The organism is Streptomyces kebangsaanensis, assembly GCF_001906585.1.
Taxonomy (GTDB): Bacteria; Actinomycetota; Actinomycetes; order Streptomycetales; family Streptomycetaceae; genus Streptomyces; species Streptomyces kebangsaanensis.
Genome location: NZ_JUJA01000118.1, coordinates 32,499 through 48,258, shown reverse-complemented (window position 1 = coordinate 48,258; position 15,760 = coordinate 32,499). Strand labels below are relative to the sequence as shown.

Here is a 15,760-nt window from a genome sequence, read left to right as displayed (position 1 = left end):
CCTAAGAGGTCATCTCATTTGGCTGGGTAGGCTGTCGGCCGTGGTGGGGATCGTTGAGCGGCTGGTGCCGGATGAGTTGTGGGAGCTGTTCCAGCGCGTGGTGCCGGAGGCGCCGACGCGGCCTCAGGGCGGTGGCCGGCGGCGGCACGGTGACCGCGAGGTGCTGGCCGCGATCGTGTTCGTGGCGACGTCGGGCTGCACGTGGCAGCAGCTGCCGGCCGCATCGTTCGGGCCGTCCGGCGCGACGGCGCACCGCCGGTTCACCGAGTGGACCAAGGCCCGGGTGTGGGCCAAGCTGCACCGCCTGGTCCTGGATGAACTCGGCTCCCGCGGCGAGCTGGACTGGTCGAGGTGCGCGATCGACTCGGTGAACATGCGGGCGATGAAAAGGGGGACCTGACAGGCCCGAATCCTGTCGACCGAGGCAAGTACGGGTCGAAGATCCACTTGATCACCGAGCGGACCGGTCTGCCCCTGTCCGTCGGAATCTCCGGTGCCAACGTCCACGACAGCCAGGCCCTGATGCCGCTGGTGAAGGGCATACCGCCGATCCGGTCCCGCCGAGGCCCCCGCCGGCGCAGGCCCGGCAAGCTCCATGCCGACAAGGGATACGACTACGCGCACCTGCGGAAATGGCTGTCCCGGCGGGGCATCCGGCACCGCATCGCCCGCAAGGGCGTCGAGACCTCGCAGCGGCTCGGGCGGCACCGCTGGACCATCGAGCGCACCATGTCCTGGCTCGCCGGCTGCCGCCGTCTGCACCGCCGCTACGAGCGCAAGGCAGAGCACTTCCTGGCCTTCACCAGCATCGCCTGCACCCTCATCTGCTACCGCAGACTCGCCAAATGAGATGCCTTCTAAAGCGGGTGTCGCAGGTTCGAATCCTGCCGGGGGCACCGCATGTGGCCTGCTGTCACTGTCCCGCGACCATCGGCCGCGGGGCAGTGACAGCGGGTCTTGACGGCAGTTTCCTCCGCCGGTGTCGCTTGAGCAGGCGGTCCCTGCGGCTCATGGTCTCCCGACCGGCGTCTCGGACGACCCGAACTGGTATGAATCGGCATCCTCCGCCTGAGGGCACTCGTCACCGGCGGCGACCGGAAACCGCTTGGCCGTGCAACCACAGACTGCTCTCATGTATCCCACTTCTCGTACGACTGTCCGAGGGGCGGTCACACGCTCAAAAGGGGATGCAGTGAGAAATGTCGGAAGATCCCGTTTGGCCGCCGCGACCGCGGTGGTGGTCGCGATGACGGGCACTCTTGTCGCGGTCGCCACCTCCCCGGCGTCGGCGGCTGCCTGCGCGACGAACACCTACACCCGGCAGTTCTTCGCGAACACCAGCTTCTCGGGCGCGCCGAAGCGCACGGACTGTGACACCGCGATCAACGAGAACTGGGGCACCAAATCGCCCGGGGTCCCCGGCGTCGCCAAGGACAACTTCGGCGTCCGCTGGACCGTGAAACGCGACTTCGGCTCCGGAGGGCCTTTCGCGTTCACCGCCTCCGGCCAGGACGGCATCCGTGTGTACCTCGACGGCGCACGCAAGATCGACCTGTGGAAGAACGGGTCCAGCACCGTCTCCCGCACCGTCAACCTGACCATCCCCCGCGGCACCCACACCCTCCGTATCGACTACGTCAACTGGACCGGTGCCGCCGCCGTCAAGTTCACCTACGCGCCCCGCACCGGCGCCACCGTGGACCATGTCGCCCCTCTCACACCCACCGGGGCGAAGGTGGTGTACGACAAGGGCACCGACTCCGCCACCTTCTCCTGGGCGCCCAACAAGGAGATGGACCTCGCCTACTACCGGGTCTACCGGCAGACCGCGGTGGGTGACTGGATGCCCATGGTCCTGACCGACAGAACCTCCTGGACCGACACCAAACTGCCCCGCAACGGCAAGCCCATCCGCTACTACATCTGCGTCACCGACCGCGCCGGGAACCTGTCCGAGAGCACACCCTTCCTGACGGTCACCCCGGTCGACACCGTCGCCCCGACGGCACCCGTCATCGCCGTGTCCCACATGGCGAACACCCCCAGCTCTCTGAAGATCAACTGGGACGACCGGACCGAGGAGGAGATGAGGATCGGCGGCACCATCAGCATCTACCGGTCCACCGGCGACACCCTCAACGACAGCCCCGAACTCATCGGCACAGCGTCGAAGGACTCGTCGCCGACGTCGGCCTACGCGTACGTGGACGAACTGCCGGCGTTCGACGGCACCACCTACACCTACGCCGCCGTGGTGACCGACGCCGCTGGCAACGCGTCCCCGATGTCCGCGCCGCGTTCGGTGACCCCCGACAGCGTTCCCCCGGCCCCGCTCACCGGCCTGACCGCCACGCCCCGCGCCGATGGCGTCCTGCTGAGCTGGGACGCCCCCGCCGAGAGCGGCCTGAGCTACGCCGCCACCCGCGTCGTACGGCGGCCGGACGGCAGCACCGGCTACAACAATGACGGGTGCTCCGACGCCGTCGACCCCAAGAAGCCCACCGCCCTGCCGAACGCGATGCTGTGCGCCGGACCGGCGGACGGCGAGACGGTGACCTTCCTCGTCGTAGCGATCGACCAGTGGGGCAACCACATCGGCCTCGACCTGGCCCCCACCGTCACCACCACCGAACTCGACAACAGGCCCGACGACGCCCTCGGCGAGGACTCCGGCGTGCTCACCGTCCTCAACCCCGACGCCGTGACCAGAACCGGCCGCTTGGAGTGGGCCTGCTCCGACAAGGCGGCCTGCGCCGGCATCACCGAGCACCGTCTGGAGCGCTGGAACGTGGCCACCAGGACGTACGAACCGGTCACCTCCGTCGCCGCGGCCCCGAACCGCATCTACCGCGCCGCCGTGCCCCTGCCGCTCGGCGAGACGTCGTACTTCCGGATCACCGGCATCCTCGCCGACGGCACACCGGCCGCCGTGGCGCACTACTCGGCGGCCAGGGGCGACTACGTGTGAGCCCCGGGAACCGTGCCGACGACTTCGCGGCGGTCACACGGATTCTGACCGAGGCGGATCAGCGGGACGTCTGCGGCGGACCCTGATCGCTCGGGGAAGCATTTGTCATGCGTGCAACGGCGACGAGGGCCGCGACCTTGAGGTCGCGGCCCTCGTCGCGCTGAACATCGGCCACCGCGACACCGGGGTCGACGAGCGCCTGTCGAGGGGAAACGGCCATCCGGCCCTCATCATTCGGCTCTGCGCCACGGCGCACCAGGGCAAACGCGCCGGCGATCCGCACCCATGACTCAGAGTGAGGTGCCGCTCCAGCTCCACGAATCGTCATGGGCCTCCCACAGCAGGACGGCGAAGACGTCGCGTGCAGGGCGCGGGCCGCCAACTGCTCCTCGGATGGCTTTCATCCAGAACGGATTCAGCACACATGAGGCCGGGAAACCCCGTGAACACGCGAGAACCACGGAGGAGTGTTCTCCCAAGCCAGACACCCTGTGACTGACGTTTCCGCAGGTCACAGCCTAGCCCAGGGAAAACTCCTAAAGCGGGTGTCGCAGGTTCGAATCCTGCCGGGGGCACCATGTGGTGCGACGCCTCCTTGGGGTTTCTCCCCAGGGAGGCGTTCTCTTCGGCCCCGGACTCCTAGTCCGGGGCCGTTTGCGTGAACATTCGGTTCCAGTCATCCGCTTACGAGCCGCCGTCGTAACCCCTGGGTTCAGTGCCCGAGATGCTGCGTCAAGAGGTCGGCGAAGCCTGGTAAACCGGCCTTCGCGAGTCGGGCGATGGCATCAGTGATCGTGACGGGCGGGTTGCGCTTCTCTCCGGCAAGCCTGACCACCGTATCCACCACCTCATCCGGCACCTCGCCATACAGCCCGCACAAGTACGGATCCGGGCCGATCACCCGCACTCCGCGCTCAGCCAAGTCACCCGCCGGGAAGTCGGCAAGGTTCCAGGTAACCAGCGCGGCGGCACCGGCAGCCACCGCTGCCGCCGCATGGTGCCGGTCGTCGGGATCATCGCCAGGCATCTCATCCACAAGATGCTCATAGGACGCTGCCGCGATCTCACAGTCAGCGAAGAAGCGTCGAACGGCATGGCCGACCGCGGCAGCCGACTTCGCTGAACGCCTGCCTTCCCGGACGATGACCCGCTCCCACTCCGCGAGGAGCCGCTCGGACCACACGATCTCGTGAACCGAGTCCTCCGTGAGGGCCAGCATCACGTCCATCACCGAGAACGGAAACAAGACGTTGGTGTCCACGAAGACCCGCGGTGCCACGCTTCCCCCTTCTGCTTTGCCGCTGGCGGTGAGAACCGAATCAACTGGCCGATTCGGTGTCGTCCAACACGTCGGCGATCTGACGCCGCCCCTCCCTGCGGCGCTCACGCCGCTGCTGGAACGCCAGCACATCAGCAAGGCGCACCACACGGTGACTACTTCCGGGCAGATTCATCGACGGGATGTCACCGGCATCAAGGAGACGGGCGACAAACGGTCGAGACAAGCCCAGAAGCTCAGCAGCCTCGGCGGGCGACAGCTGAACCTCGGAGGCCAGGACCGTAACCGCATGTCCGCGGGCCAGCTCGTGGGCGGAGGCGAGGAGAATGCGAACCAGTTCCCGTGGCAGCGCCAGCTCGCCACCGTCCGAGGTGCGCACCAGAACCTGAACCTGCTCTGGCACCATTCGGGCAGTCGCGGCGAGGGCACCCTGATGTGAGGGATTCGGTTCGACCTTCTCAGCACGGGCAAGGACGCTCGTACGAGCCATAGCCTCCTCCAATCACTGCCTCAGGCAAAAACTCATCTGTAATAACAGTAACCGAGGGGTCTTGCACAGACAACTGTGTGGTCACCAGGGGGGTCACGACGGTCAGAGGACCTGCCTGGCGCTGTGACGGCGCCCCGATCAGCACACCCGGTGAAGGTGGGCAGGCCGGCCGGAGGCATCATTTGGAGGTCTGCCCAGTTCCGGAGCTGTTTCGATGACATCCAACGCTGACATCAACGAGGCCGGACGGCAGCACACAGCGGCACTCCTGGGCGACTGTCGGATCAGCCGACGGCGACGACAGAGGCGGACGTAGATCGAATTCCTAAAGCGGGTTTCGCAGGTTCGAATCCTGCCGGGGGCACAGAGGAACAGCAGGTCAGATGCTCTGTCATTCCAGTGAGCGGGGCCTTCCCGTCTCGTGGCGCGTGTGAGGTGCGCTTCGAGGCGCTGACGAGAACCGTCCCTCCCGTGAACGTCACGCTCCACGCCGACGGTCGCCTACGAGCCCGGTCTCGTAGGCGACGATCACGAGCTGGGCACGGTCGCGCGCATTCAGTTTGGCGAGCAACCGCCCGATATGGGTCTTGACCGTGGCCAGGCTCAGGTGGAGGTGTTCTGTGATCTCTGTGTTGGACAGGCCGCGGGCGATCAGGCCGAGCACCTCCATCTCGCGGTTCGTGATCGCATCCAGCGAGCGTCTCGGCGGTCGCGCCGGCTCTGGGCGCCGGGCGAACTCCGCGATCAGGCGGCGGGTCACCGAGGGGGCGAGCAGTGCCTCGCCCGCAGCGACGATGCCGATGGCGGTGAGGACCTCGGTCGGCGGGGTGTCCTTCAGCAGAAAGCCCACGGCGCCGGCGCGCAGGGCGGCGTAGACATACTCGTCCAGGTCGAAGGTGGTGAGGACGAGGACGCGGACGCCGGACAGGGCCGGGTCCGAGCAGATCTGCCGGGTTGCCTCGATCCCGTCGAGGTCCGGCATGCGCACGTCCATCAGTACGACGTCCGGTCGTTCGCGGCGGGCGACTTCGACGGCCTCCGCTCCGTTCGCGGCCTCGCCCACGGCCGTCATGCCAGGCGTGTGGTCGACGAGGGCTCGGAAGCTGCCGCGCACCATCGCCTGGTCGTCGACGATCAGTACCCGGACCGGGGTCATGCCGGTCATGGTCATGGAGTCCCTTCAGCGGGCAGGCGGACGGATACTGTGAAGCCGCCCTCCGGTCGGGGCCCCGCATCGAAGCTGCCGCCGTACATCATCACGCGCTCCTTCATCCCCAAGAGGCCATGGCCGTCCGGTAGTTCGCTGATGACCTGCCTGGATGCCGGCGGTGGTCCCTCATCCGCGATGTCGATGCGGATCTCTCGCGCATCTGCCTCGACCGTGACCTGACAGCGGGTCGGGGCCGCGTGCCGGATCACATTGGTGAGGGCTTCCTGGACGATCCGGTAGATGGTCAGCTGTGTCCCCTTGGCCAGCCCCTCCACGGCGTGCACGGTCAGGTCGACGTCCACCCCTGTCCGGTCCGCCTCCGCGACGAGCGAGCCGAGGCTGTCGAGGTCCGGTACAGGTCCCAGGGGGGCGCCTTCGGTGCGCAGCACACCGAGCGTGCGCCGCATCTCGGCCAGCGCGGAACGGCTTGTCTCCTCGATGACCTTGAGCGCGGCCCGTGCCTCCTGCGGGGCGGCTTCCGCCACATGCCCGGCAACACCCGCCTTGACAGCGATCAGGCTGAGGTTGTGCGAGACGATGTCGTGCAACTCGCGTGCGATCCGCAGGCGCTCCTCGTCCAGCGCGCGCTCCGACCGGCGCCGCTCCTCCCGTTCGGCCTCGACGCGGCGACCGCGCACGGTGCACCCCGCCCCCCAGGCCCCGCCGATCACCACCGACACCAACCCGGCCACTCCTACGGCACCCTGCCAGTCCTCGGCGGGAGTGACCGTCGCCTCGCCGAGGTAGACGGCGCCGCACGCCACCGACAGTGTCACCGCGAGTGCGGGCACGGATCGACGGGCGGGCTCGGCCAGTGCGACGAGGTAAGCCGCCAGACCGGCGGCGGTGTACGGCTCACGAGGTATGTCGAGGAGCGATGCCGTGGTCAGAGCCACGAGCACGGTCCCCAGGACCGCGAGCGGCCAACGACGGCGTACTGCGATCGGCAGACCGACCGCGGCGGCGATCAGACAGCCGAGCCAGAACGGACCTGTGTAGGTGGGTTGGCCGTCATCGGCGGTCAGTCGGGCGAAGCCGACGTACACAGCGGTCAGGGCCAGGGCCGCGCCGAGGTCGAGGGCGTAGAGATGATGCTGCCCCTTGAGCTTCATGGCCCGACCGTACCCGCAGGCGTGCACTCAACCGGCCTGTCCGAGCAGCACCGTCAGCCCGAGCATCACCAGGATCAGCGGCACCCAGCGCAGCACCGCCGCCCCATTGGGGCGGGGCGCTTCACACAGCAGCGAAAGGCCCAACGGCACCATTGCGGCGCACAGCCCGGCCAGGGCCACCAGCGACAGAGGCGTGGTCCCCTTGAGCACTCCGAGAGGCAGTGCCGCGGTGAGGCCGAGCGCGGTAGCGCGGACCGGGCCGAGCACCCTGGTACGCCAGGCTCCGAGGGCAAGGACGATCCACCCCAGGACGATGGCGAGGTTCAGCGCGGAGAAGATGTGGAAGGCACCGTATCCGGCGGTCACCGCCTCGGTGGCAGCCTCGACTCCTTGCGAACGCACCAGCTGAAAAGCCAGGTGGTCCACTCCTGCGTGGAAGACGCGGGTGAACAGCCCGAACATGACCAGGCACCCTCCCCATAGGCCCCAGCCGACGCTCCGGGCTGCGATCCGTGCGGCCACCACTGCCACGGCGGGCCAGAGCAGCAGACTGCCTGCAGCAAAGAGAGCGTATGCCGCAACCATCAGGATGGGCTGTCGCTCGTACGCGGCGAGTTGGTCAGGGTAGAAGAAGTGGAAGCGGGCCCGTAACAGCGCGCCGGTCAGCATCAGGAGTGGGCCGAGCACCATGGCAACGCCGCCCACCCAGCGCCCCGGGAAGCCGGTGCCCTCCAGCCGCTCCACAGGTAGTGCGTCACGCAGTCGGGCACCGATCGTCGCGGCCGGGGTGATCACGAATCTCGCCGGGTTCGTCATACTGACGACGATGCCTTCGCCGCCCCTGCGGGGCGTCAGGCCAAGAGCTGAACTGCGGGGTCAGACCTGGGTATGACCCGTCGGCCTGCTTGGGTCGGCACCGTCTCCGAGCCGCTGCTGAGCGAATATCGTCATGCCAGGAAGACGGCCCTTGCGGAACGCATTCAGCACACACGAGGACGGGAAGCACCGCGAACACGTGAGAACTGCGGAGAAGTCTTTCCCCTGGTCAGACACCTCGCGGCCCACGTCTCCGCAGGTCACAGCCCCGCCCAGAAAAAACTCCTAAAGCGGGTGTCGCAGGTTCGAATCCTGCCGGGGGCACAGCAGCCAAGGGCCGGTTCGAAGGGCTTGTCCCCCCGAACCGGCCCTGCTGCGTGATCGCGTCCGCTCCACGCTCACCCCACGAAGTCCGCCGTGCTCCCACCGACCCGGTGCCCTGGCATCAGCCGTCGTGGGGCACCTTCGGGCGGGTGACCGGTACGACGGTGAGGAGGTCGTCCAGCCCTTTGAAGTCGTCGGGGTTGGTGGTGAAGAGGGGGAGGTCCTCGGCCACGGCGATGGCAGCAATCATCAGGTCGGCCACCCGGCGGCGCGGCTTACGGCCCGCACTGATCACCGCGGCGCAGATGCGACCGTAGATGCGGGCTGCCTCGGCGTCGAAGGGGATGGGGTCGAACTCGTTCTCGGCGCGTTGCAGGACGTCGAGCCTGCGGGCGCGTTCGGCGTGTTCGTCGTAGCCGCTCTGCTCGTCGTTGCGGCGCACCTCGTGCGGACCGGCGGACAACTCGGCCAGGGTGATGGCGGTGATCGCCATTTCGTCCGGCAGTTCCTCGGGGGCCACCCACCGGCGCAGAATCATGATGTTGGTGTCGAGGAGTCCCTGCGCGTACGTCGAGCGGTCAGCGGGCATAGGGATCGTCCAGGTAGGCGTCGGCCGTGGCGTCCTGGTCGGCGCGGAACGTGTCGAGGTCGATGGCGGGGGCGGTCCTGGACATCGCGGCGAACTCCTGGCGGGAGACGAACCGACGGCGTCGCCGCAGAGGGACGAGCTGGCCGATCGGGTGTCCGTCACGGGTGACGGTGAACGACTGGCCGCCCTGTATGGCGTCCATGATCTCTCGGGACCGGTTGCGCAGATCCCGCTGGGTGATTTCGGGCTGAACGCTCATACCAACCACGGTAGCACTCGGTGCTACCGGGTAGCACTTCGCTCGAAGGCTTGCGCTGACAAGCCTTCGGCCGTGAACCCAGCGAGCGACCAGGGCGGGCCGGCGGTCGTCATGGGTGCCTGAAGTGCTCCGGCAAGCGTGCACTGCATCGGCGCGGCCCAGACCGTGACACGAGTGGCAGAGCTCCTCGCATCTGCGGCACAGAGCCGGTGGGTGGCCGTCTCGCGGGCAGCCCCTGCCGGAACGGATTCAGCACACATGAGGACGGGAAACCCCGCGAACAAGCGAGAACCACGGAGGGGTATCCGACCAGGTCAGCCGTCCTGCGGTTGACGTTTATGCAGGTCACTGACCTGACCAGGGAAAACTCCTAAAGCGGGTGTCGCAGGTTCGAATCCTGCCGGGGGCACAGAGAAAAAGCAGGCCGGAGGCCCTGCAGTCCGAGTGGGCGGCAGGGCCTCCGGCTTCGCAGCACATATATGTGAGGGGCTCCTCGACCTAAAGTTGCTGCTCCCACGGATTGACCACCAGAGCCCCGGTTCGGGCCATGTGCTTGATGTTGCGGGTGGCAACCGTCCAGCCGTTGGCCAGGGCGGTGGCAGCGATCAGTGCGTCCGGCGGGTCGATGCTGGTGCCGGCGGCCCTGAGCGTCTTGTGGACGGTGAGATAGGCGGCCGCTTCCGGTTCGCCGATCGGCGCGATGCGGTCACGGTATTCGTGCCGTACCGCAGCGAGGGCCCGAGCGTAGCGGGCCTGGCGTACAGGATCCGGAGCAGCGGCCACGCCGGCCTCGATCTCGGCCACGGTAATCACGCTCAGGAAGCGGTTGGGCCTGGCCGTGGAGCGGAACCAGGCCAGGACGCGGGGGTCAGGCTTCGCCCGGGTCGTCAGCTCGGCGACGACATTGGTGTCGAACAGGTAGATCACTCGGCGTCCGTCTACTCGTCGTAGGAGCGGGCACCGAACTCCAGACCCTCGAAGGGCCGGGAGAGCAGGAACTCCTCGAAGCCGTCGTTGCTCAGGGCCACCCAGCGGTGCAGCATCTCTGGCAGTGCCTCGATCTCCGTGTCGGCTAGCTCTGCGTCGAAATGCCGACGCTGGTCCTCAGGCAGGGACTCCCGGATGTCGCGAATGGTCCGCAACGGGTGCGACGACGGGGGTGGCGTGTGAGGCACACCGCTCGGGGCTGTGGTCATCGGCATCCCCTCCACTTGATCAGGCTGCGTACTGCTGCTGGTCCCAGGCTACGGGTTCCCACCTGCCCGCTCACAGCTTTGGGACGGGAGTGGAGCATCCGTCCGCCTGCCCGCCGAACCTCAGCGGCAGTTCCTACGGAGTTCGCCCGGTCGCCCTCGTCCATGAGGCGATGAGGCTCCACATCAGGTACCCACCCCCGGCCCATCGGCCGACCGGAACGGATTCAGCACACATGAGGCCGGGAACAGCTGAGAACACACGGGAACCGCGGAGAAGTGATTTCGCAGGTCAGGTGCGCTGCGGGCTACATTTACGCAGGTCACGGCCTCGCCCGGGGAAGACTCCTAAAGCGGGTGTCGCAGGTTCGAATCCTGCCGGGGCACAACGCATTACCGCTCTGACCTGCATCGGGGCATCAGAAAGGCCTCCCGGAAGTGATCTCCGAGGGGCCTTTTGGCCTTCCATGGGAACGCGCCGTCAGGCGGCGTCCTCCGTGGGATCGCCGCCGTCTTCCGTGGGAACGCCGGGCGTCTCCCCCGGTTCCTGGGCGACATCCCGCCTCGTCGGGGATTTACGCGGAACCGATGGGAAGGTTTCGGCGGGTGATCGCGTTGTACGTGGTTGTAGCCTGGTTGGAGGGTGTGTTGTGCCCCTGTTCGACGTGGCCGCTGTGAGCGCAAGGAGGTGAACGGGATGAGTTCCTGCAGCAGTAGTCCCAGCTCCCATTCCGTTGCACCCGAGGCGCCCGGCGGTCACCGCGTCACTGTCTGACGGCCTGCCTCGACTCGAAGTGCGAAGTGCCGGGCGGTGATCGTGTTCGCCGCCGGCGCGCCTGAGGGTGCCGATCAGGCGGAGGTGCGTCATGACGATCACCATCACGCTGCCCCGTTTCCCTGTTCCTGAGGTGGCCGAGCGCGGTCTGCGGCTGCTGCCGGTCGCCGAACCGGCGATCCTCGCCCTGGCCGACGCGTGCGGCATCGGGATGCCGGTGAGCCTGCTGTGGCTCAGCATCAGGCTGGCCCGGTCGGCCGCGCAGAACTGATCGGCAGCGCGGCCCCCTTGGAGGCAGACGGTGAACGGTCCGCGGGAAGAAGCCCGCCTGGCGGTGCGCCGGGCGGGGCAACGGCTGACCGAGGACGCGGCTGCTTTGATGGCCGCGTCCGGGGAGGCCGCCGAGATCGGGCTGGAGACGCGTGCGGAGGAACTCCGACGCGCCGTTCTCGTTGCCTGGAGCGCCGGTGTGGCGCCCGAGGACATCGCCCACGACGCCGGTGTGGAGGTCGGTGTGATCCATGAATGGGTCGGTCCGGGCGATACGCGCGTCGGTTCGTAGCCGCGTCAAGAACCCGTCAAAGAGTGGCCGCGGGTACTGCGCGCGGTCAGGAGTCGGCTGGCCCCCTCCACCGTGTTGCACCACTGGCGGCGGGCATGGTCCGACACGCTCCCACCCCCCGAACTCCAGGCCTTGCTCGACGCGGTCGGCAGAGGACACCACCTCGACCCCCTACTCCCCGGTTCGGCAAACCACCGCCGGGAACACCTCGCGCGGGGGCGGCGGAGCGGCCTCGACCACGGCCTGCGGGTCCGCGCCCACCGACAGCAGCCGCCGCAGGACGTACTGACGGAGCGGACCGGCTCTCTTGGACTCGGCTCCCTTGGACTCGGCTCCCTTGGACTCGGCTCCCTTGGCTCCAGTCCGCTCCGCTCCGAATCACTGGTAGTGGCCGAAATCAGTAACCGTGGTCCCGGTCGCGGTCGCCGTGGCCGCCATGGTCGCGGCCCAGGGCGGGGAGGAGAACGTTGAAGATCGCCATGGCATCCCCCCGGAAGATGCCTGAAATATGCCTGGAAGTCGATGTGTCCCGGAGCGGGAACCGGATGGCTTTTCGAGTGAAAGGAGGCAAACATCTCCCCACTCTCATGGCCAGGGCTGCCGGGAACTGACCGATGCGCAATGAGCGCGGATCGCACCGCTGACTGCACGCTCCCGTCACGATCGACGGCGATGCCGCCGCCTGGCTGGAGCAGCTGATTGCCCGCTTCTCCATGGAGCCGGGCGTGAGCGACCTGCACTGGCACATGGACGACGAGGAATCCGAGCGGGGATTGCCCCGGGCGCCGGCCTGACAGATCAGGGCAGCGCTCCCTGCTACGCAGCCCGGAAAGGCTCCTTGTGGCCCCAGGACAACGGCCCGGTGACAGGCCAGGATGGAACCGGAAGGGAGCGTGTCATGAGGCCCCTGCCTCACCCGCGCACCGGCGAGGGGGCCGCCGTACTGGGGCTGCTCACGCTGATCGTGCTGGAGACGACCGTGCTGGCGACCGCGTCGGCTCGGGACCGGCCGCTCGTCAGCGGGGCGCTCATCGGCGCAGCCACCGCCGCGTTCATCGTGGTGGCGGCCATCCGGCACAGCCACCGGAAGGCCGCCCGTCAGGCCCGGCGGCGTCTGCCGGAGACGGTCGGCGAGTCCTGGTTCACCACCCGCACGCTGGACGGCTTTCCCATGGAGACCGTTCGACCGCATCTGCTCGGCGAGGACGCGCCCAGTCTCAACCACCTCTACACCGCGTGGATCTTCGCCACCCACGGCCAGGACGCCAAGTGGATCGAGCGCCACCTGGACCTGCCTGCCGACGTCACCCGGCTCCTGGTCGAGGCCGCACGCCGGCGCCACTGACCGACCGGTGTCCCGCGGCATGGCTGCCCCTCCCCCCGGGGGGAGGTCCTCTGTCAGGACCGGGTCAGGAGCTACCGAGCCGAATCGCCTTGACGAGCAGGAGCAGGGCGCTGAGGATCAGATAGCCGCGCAGCGCCATCATGCCCAGCCGGGTGCCGGCCGACCAGCGCACCGGCCGCAGGAGTGCCAGGGGCGGCATGCGCCAGGCGAGTTTATCGGCCTGCGACATCACCGGTACCTGCCGCGCAGGCATGCGGCGCCGGAGGACCCGGAGGGTGACAGCAACGGTGATCAGGCCCGTGACCAGTGTGATCGCCAGCCAGATGGTGAGCCGGGTGACGTTGACCGTCGGGAAGAGTGTGGTGGCCATCAGCGTGCCGGAGAGCATCAGCAGGACGGCGATGATGACGGTGGCGAGCATGTTCAGCCAGCGCGGGTTGACCCAGGGGCCGAGCACTTCGGTGTCGTTGCACAGCAGGAGCAGGAACACGCTCGCGGAGGGCAGCAGCAGTCCGGCAAGGGCCTGCACTGCCTCGGTGATCAGGCCGAGCGGCGCACCCGGGATGAGGACGACGGCGGCCGCGACCAGGACCAGCAGGCTGTAGGAGGCGTAGAACTGCTTGGCCTCGCCGAAGCTGCGGTGCAGGGAGTGGCGCAGGTTGAAGACGTCACCGAAGGCGTAACTGGTGGCCAGGGTGACGGCGGCCGCTCCGATGATGCTGGCGTCCAGCAGGACGATCGCGAACAGCACGCCCAGCACAGGGTCGTGGCGGCCGAGGGCGTCGGCGACTCCGGCGGCGTCGGTGAAGTGGCCGCGGGCGGCGGTGCCCCGGACCGCGAAGTCGGCGATCATGATCAACGCGGCGGCACCCGCGACGACCACAAAGGAGCCGATCACCGTGTCGGCGCGCTCGTAGCCGATGAAGCGCGGGGTGATGCGCTTGTCGATCACGTTGGACTGCTGGAAGAACAGCTGCCACGGGGCGACGGTGGTGCCGACGATCGCAATGATCAGCAGGACGGCCTCGCTGGTGACGCCGCCCTGGACGCCGGGCACCACGAAGTCGTGTACCGCGCGGCCCCACTGCGGCTGGGACATGAGGATCAGCGGGATCAGCAGCAGACTGGCGCCGATGAAGGCGAACATGGCGCGCTCCCAGCGGCGGAAGGAACCGCTGGCGATCACGGCCACGAGGACGACGGCGGCCACCGGAACGACGACGTATCTCGAGACGCCGAGGTATCCGGCGGCCAGGGAGATGCCGATGAACTCGGTCACGATGGTAAGGAAGTTGAGCAGGAAGAGGTCGCCGACGCTGAACCAGCCCCAGAAGCGGCCGAACCGCTCGGTGATCAGGCGCGCGTGGCCGACGCCGGTGACCGCGCCCAGCCGCACGACCATCTCCTGATTGACGATCAGGACGGGGATGAGCAGGAGCAGTACCCACAGGAGTGAGTAGCCGTAGTTCTGGCCGGCCTGTGCGTACGTGGCGATGCCGCCCGCGTCGTTGTCGCCGACCATCACGATGATGCCGGGGCCGACGATGGCCATCAGGGTCAGCAGCCGGATCTTGAACCCGGGACGCTCCTCGGCGTGTGCGCGGGGGACGCGGCCGAAGGCGCCCTGAATCTCGCCGAGGTGGGCCTCGTCGAGCACGGCGCTGGGCCGCGCCGGGCGGGACGGTGGCGCGGCGGGACGGGCGGCGGCCTTCCTTACGGGGGGTTGGGCGGGACGGCCGGTGGCCCCCCTCGCGGGGGCTTCGGCGGGGCGCTTCGGAGGCGGCCCCGGTGGACGCTTCCGCTCCGGCGGCTCCGGGGGGCGTTCGTGCTCCACCGGGCGGGGCTTCGCCGGTTCGGCGGGGCGGTCGGCGCGGCTCGCAGGCTGGGGATGCTCCAGCCCGGGACGACGGGCCGGGGTCTCCGGACGGGCCGGCCGGCCGGGGAGAGCCGGGGGCTCAGGGCGGCCCGTCCCGTCCGTGGGCCGGTCGTCCGCGCTCATGATCCGGGTGGCCTGTCGTGCGGGGCGCGTTCGGGACCGGGCTCCTCCATGTGGTGGGCCGGGTGCGGGGCCGGCTCGCGTCGGCGCCAGTCGTCCGGGATGACCGTCTCGAGGACGTCGTCGACCGTGATGACGCCCAGGATGCGGTCCTCGTCGTCGACGACCGGGACGGTGAGCAGGTTGTAGTCGGTCATGAGCAGGGCGACGTCCTCGACATCGGTGTCCGGCCCGGCGCGGACCGGATCACGGTCGGCCACCTCGTCCAGCCGCGCGGCTGGATCGGCCTGCAGCAACTCCACGAGGGTGACCACGCCGAGCAGCCGCCGTTCCTCCCCGACCACATACACACTGGTCAGCGCCTGGGACTGCAGGGCGCGGGCCTCACCCGCCGAGCGCAGCGCCTCGGCGACGGTGCTGCTGCCCACCATGGAGAGGACGTCGAGCGCCATCAGCCCCCCTGCGCTGGAGGGGTTGAAGCCCATCAGCGTCAGCACCTTGGTGCGCTGCCCGGCGGGGAGCGCGTCCAGGACCGGCTGGCGCCGGCTCTGCGGCAGGTCGTTGATGGCGTCCGCAGCATCGTCAGCACGCATACGACCGAGCACCTGGGCGATTTCGGCGTCGCTGCGTTCGCCCAGCAGTCGGGTCTGCGACTCCGGCTCCAGTTCCTCGAACACATCGGCTTCGAGCTCGGGGTCGGCGTGGACGGTCTGCAGGATCTCGTGCGACTCGGTGCGGTTGGCGTCCTCCAGCAAATCGGCGAGGTCCGCGGGCTTCAGCCGTCCGAGACGGGCGAACGGCCCGCGGACCCGGGCGGAGCGGGCATGACCGATCAACGGCTC

16 protein-coding genes are annotated in these 15,760 nt (G+C 68.5%); 5 read left to right on the top strand and 11 right to left on the bottom strand.

The window, feature by feature from the left end:
• Positions 1 to 49 precede the first annotated feature (49 nt).
• A protein-coding gene (locus RH94_RS38840; protein WP_199880877.1) for an IS5 family transposase occupies positions 50 to 849 on the top strand; the annotation gives its coding sequence in 2 pieces (ribosomal slippage) (positions 50 to 389 and positions 389 to 849; 801 coding nt in all).
• A gap of 397 nt (positions 850 to 1,246) precedes the next feature.
• Entirely contained in the window at positions 1,247 to 2,968 is a 1,722-nt protein-coding gene (locus RH94_RS17475; RefSeq protein ID WP_158073063.1) for a fibronectin type III domain-containing protein, read from the top strand.
• A gap of 58 nt (positions 2,969 to 3,026) precedes the next feature.
• On the opposite strand, the gene RH94_RS40370 is transcribed toward RH94_RS17475, so the two are convergent.
• The 9 genes from RH94_RS40370 to RH94_RS17435 form a co-directional block, all read right to left on the bottom strand.
• Positions 3,027 to 3,251, bottom strand: coding sequence for a hypothetical protein (locus RH94_RS40370; RefSeq protein WP_143204034.1), 225 nt, complete (start codon positions 3,249 to 3,251; stop codon positions 3,027 to 3,029).
• Positions 3,252 to 3,680: 429 nt separating this feature from the next.
• Positions 3,681 to 4,229 carry a PIN domain-containing protein gene (locus RH94_RS17470; RefSeq protein ID WP_199880985.1) on the bottom strand — a complete coding sequence of 183 codons (549 nt, stop codon included), beginning with the start codon at positions 4,227 to 4,229 and terminating at the stop codon, positions 3,681 to 3,683.
• A gap of 58 nt (positions 4,230 to 4,287) precedes the next feature.
• On the bottom strand, positions 4,288 to 4,737 hold the full coding sequence (locus RH94_RS17465) for a helix-turn-helix domain-containing protein (protein WP_073948504.1): 450 nt from the start codon (positions 4,735 to 4,737) through the stop codon (positions 4,288 to 4,290).
• A gap of 478 nt (positions 4,738 to 5,215) precedes the next feature.
• Complete coding sequence (locus tag RH94_RS17460; protein ID WP_073948503.1) at positions 5,216 to 5,908, bottom strand: response regulator; 693 nt, start codon at positions 5,906 to 5,908, stop codon at positions 5,216 to 5,218.
• Entirely contained in the window at positions 5,905 to 7,059 is a 1,155-nt protein-coding gene (locus tag RH94_RS17455; protein WP_073948502.1) for a sensor histidine kinase, read from the bottom strand. The genes RH94_RS17460 and RH94_RS17455 overlap by 4 nt, the downstream gene beginning before the upstream one ends.
• A 27-nt stretch (positions 7,060 to 7,086) precedes the next feature.
• On the bottom strand, positions 7,087 to 7,875 hold the full coding sequence (locus RH94_RS43720; protein WP_073948501.1) for a hypothetical protein: 789 nt from the start codon (positions 7,873 to 7,875) through the stop codon (positions 7,087 to 7,089).
• 445 nt (positions 7,876 to 8,320) lie between these two features.
• Entirely contained in the window at positions 8,321 to 8,788 is a 468-nt protein-coding gene (locus tag RH94_RS17445; RefSeq protein WP_073948500.1) for a type II toxin-antitoxin system VapC family toxin, read from the bottom strand.
• Positions 8,778 to 9,047, bottom strand: a complete 270-nt coding sequence (locus RH94_RS17440) for a type II toxin-antitoxin system Phd/YefM family antitoxin (RefSeq protein WP_073948499.1) — start codon at positions 9,045 to 9,047, stop codon at positions 8,778 to 8,780. The genes RH94_RS17445 and RH94_RS17440 overlap by 11 nt, the downstream gene beginning before the upstream one ends.
• A gap of 498 nt (positions 9,048 to 9,545) precedes the next feature.
• Positions 9,546 to 9,974 carry a type II toxin-antitoxin system VapC family toxin gene (locus RH94_RS17435; protein WP_073948498.1) on the bottom strand — a complete coding sequence of 143 codons (429 nt, stop codon included), beginning with the start codon at positions 9,972 to 9,974 and terminating at the stop codon, positions 9,546 to 9,548.
• 1,132 nt (positions 9,975 to 11,106) lie between these two features.
• Between RH94_RS17435 and RH94_RS17425 the strand changes: the two genes are divergently transcribed.
• The 3 genes from RH94_RS17425 (at position 11,107) to RH94_RS17415 (ending at position 12,922) form a co-directional block, all read left to right on the top strand.
• Entirely contained in the window at positions 11,107 to 11,286 is a 180-nt protein-coding gene (locus RH94_RS17425) for a hypothetical protein (RefSeq protein ID WP_073948497.1), read from the top strand.
• A gap of 30 nt (positions 11,287 to 11,316) precedes the next feature.
• Positions 11,317 to 11,577, top strand: coding sequence for a hypothetical protein (locus RH94_RS17420; RefSeq protein WP_073948496.1), 261 nt, complete (start codon positions 11,317 to 11,319; stop codon positions 11,575 to 11,577).
• A gap of 898 nt (positions 11,578 to 12,475) precedes the next feature.
• Positions 12,476 to 12,922 carry a hypothetical protein gene (locus tag RH94_RS17415; RefSeq protein WP_073948495.1) on the top strand — a complete coding sequence of 149 codons (447 nt, stop codon included), beginning with the start codon at positions 12,476 to 12,478 and terminating at the stop codon, positions 12,920 to 12,922.
• 64 nt (positions 12,923 to 12,986) lie between these two features.
• On the opposite strand, the gene RH94_RS17410 is transcribed toward RH94_RS17415, so the two are convergent.
• On the bottom strand, positions 12,987 to 14,579 hold the full coding sequence (locus RH94_RS17410) for an NRAMP family divalent metal transporter (protein WP_073948494.1): 1,593 nt from the start codon (positions 14,577 to 14,579) through the stop codon (positions 12,987 to 12,989).
• Between the two features lie 338 nt (positions 14,580 to 14,917).
• On the bottom strand, positions 14,918 to 15,754 hold the full coding sequence (locus tag RH94_RS43715) for a magnesium transporter MgtE N-terminal domain-containing protein (RefSeq protein ID WP_267893374.1): 837 nt from the start codon (positions 15,752 to 15,754) through the stop codon (positions 14,918 to 14,920).
• Positions 15,755 to 15,760: the final 6 nt, after the last annotated feature.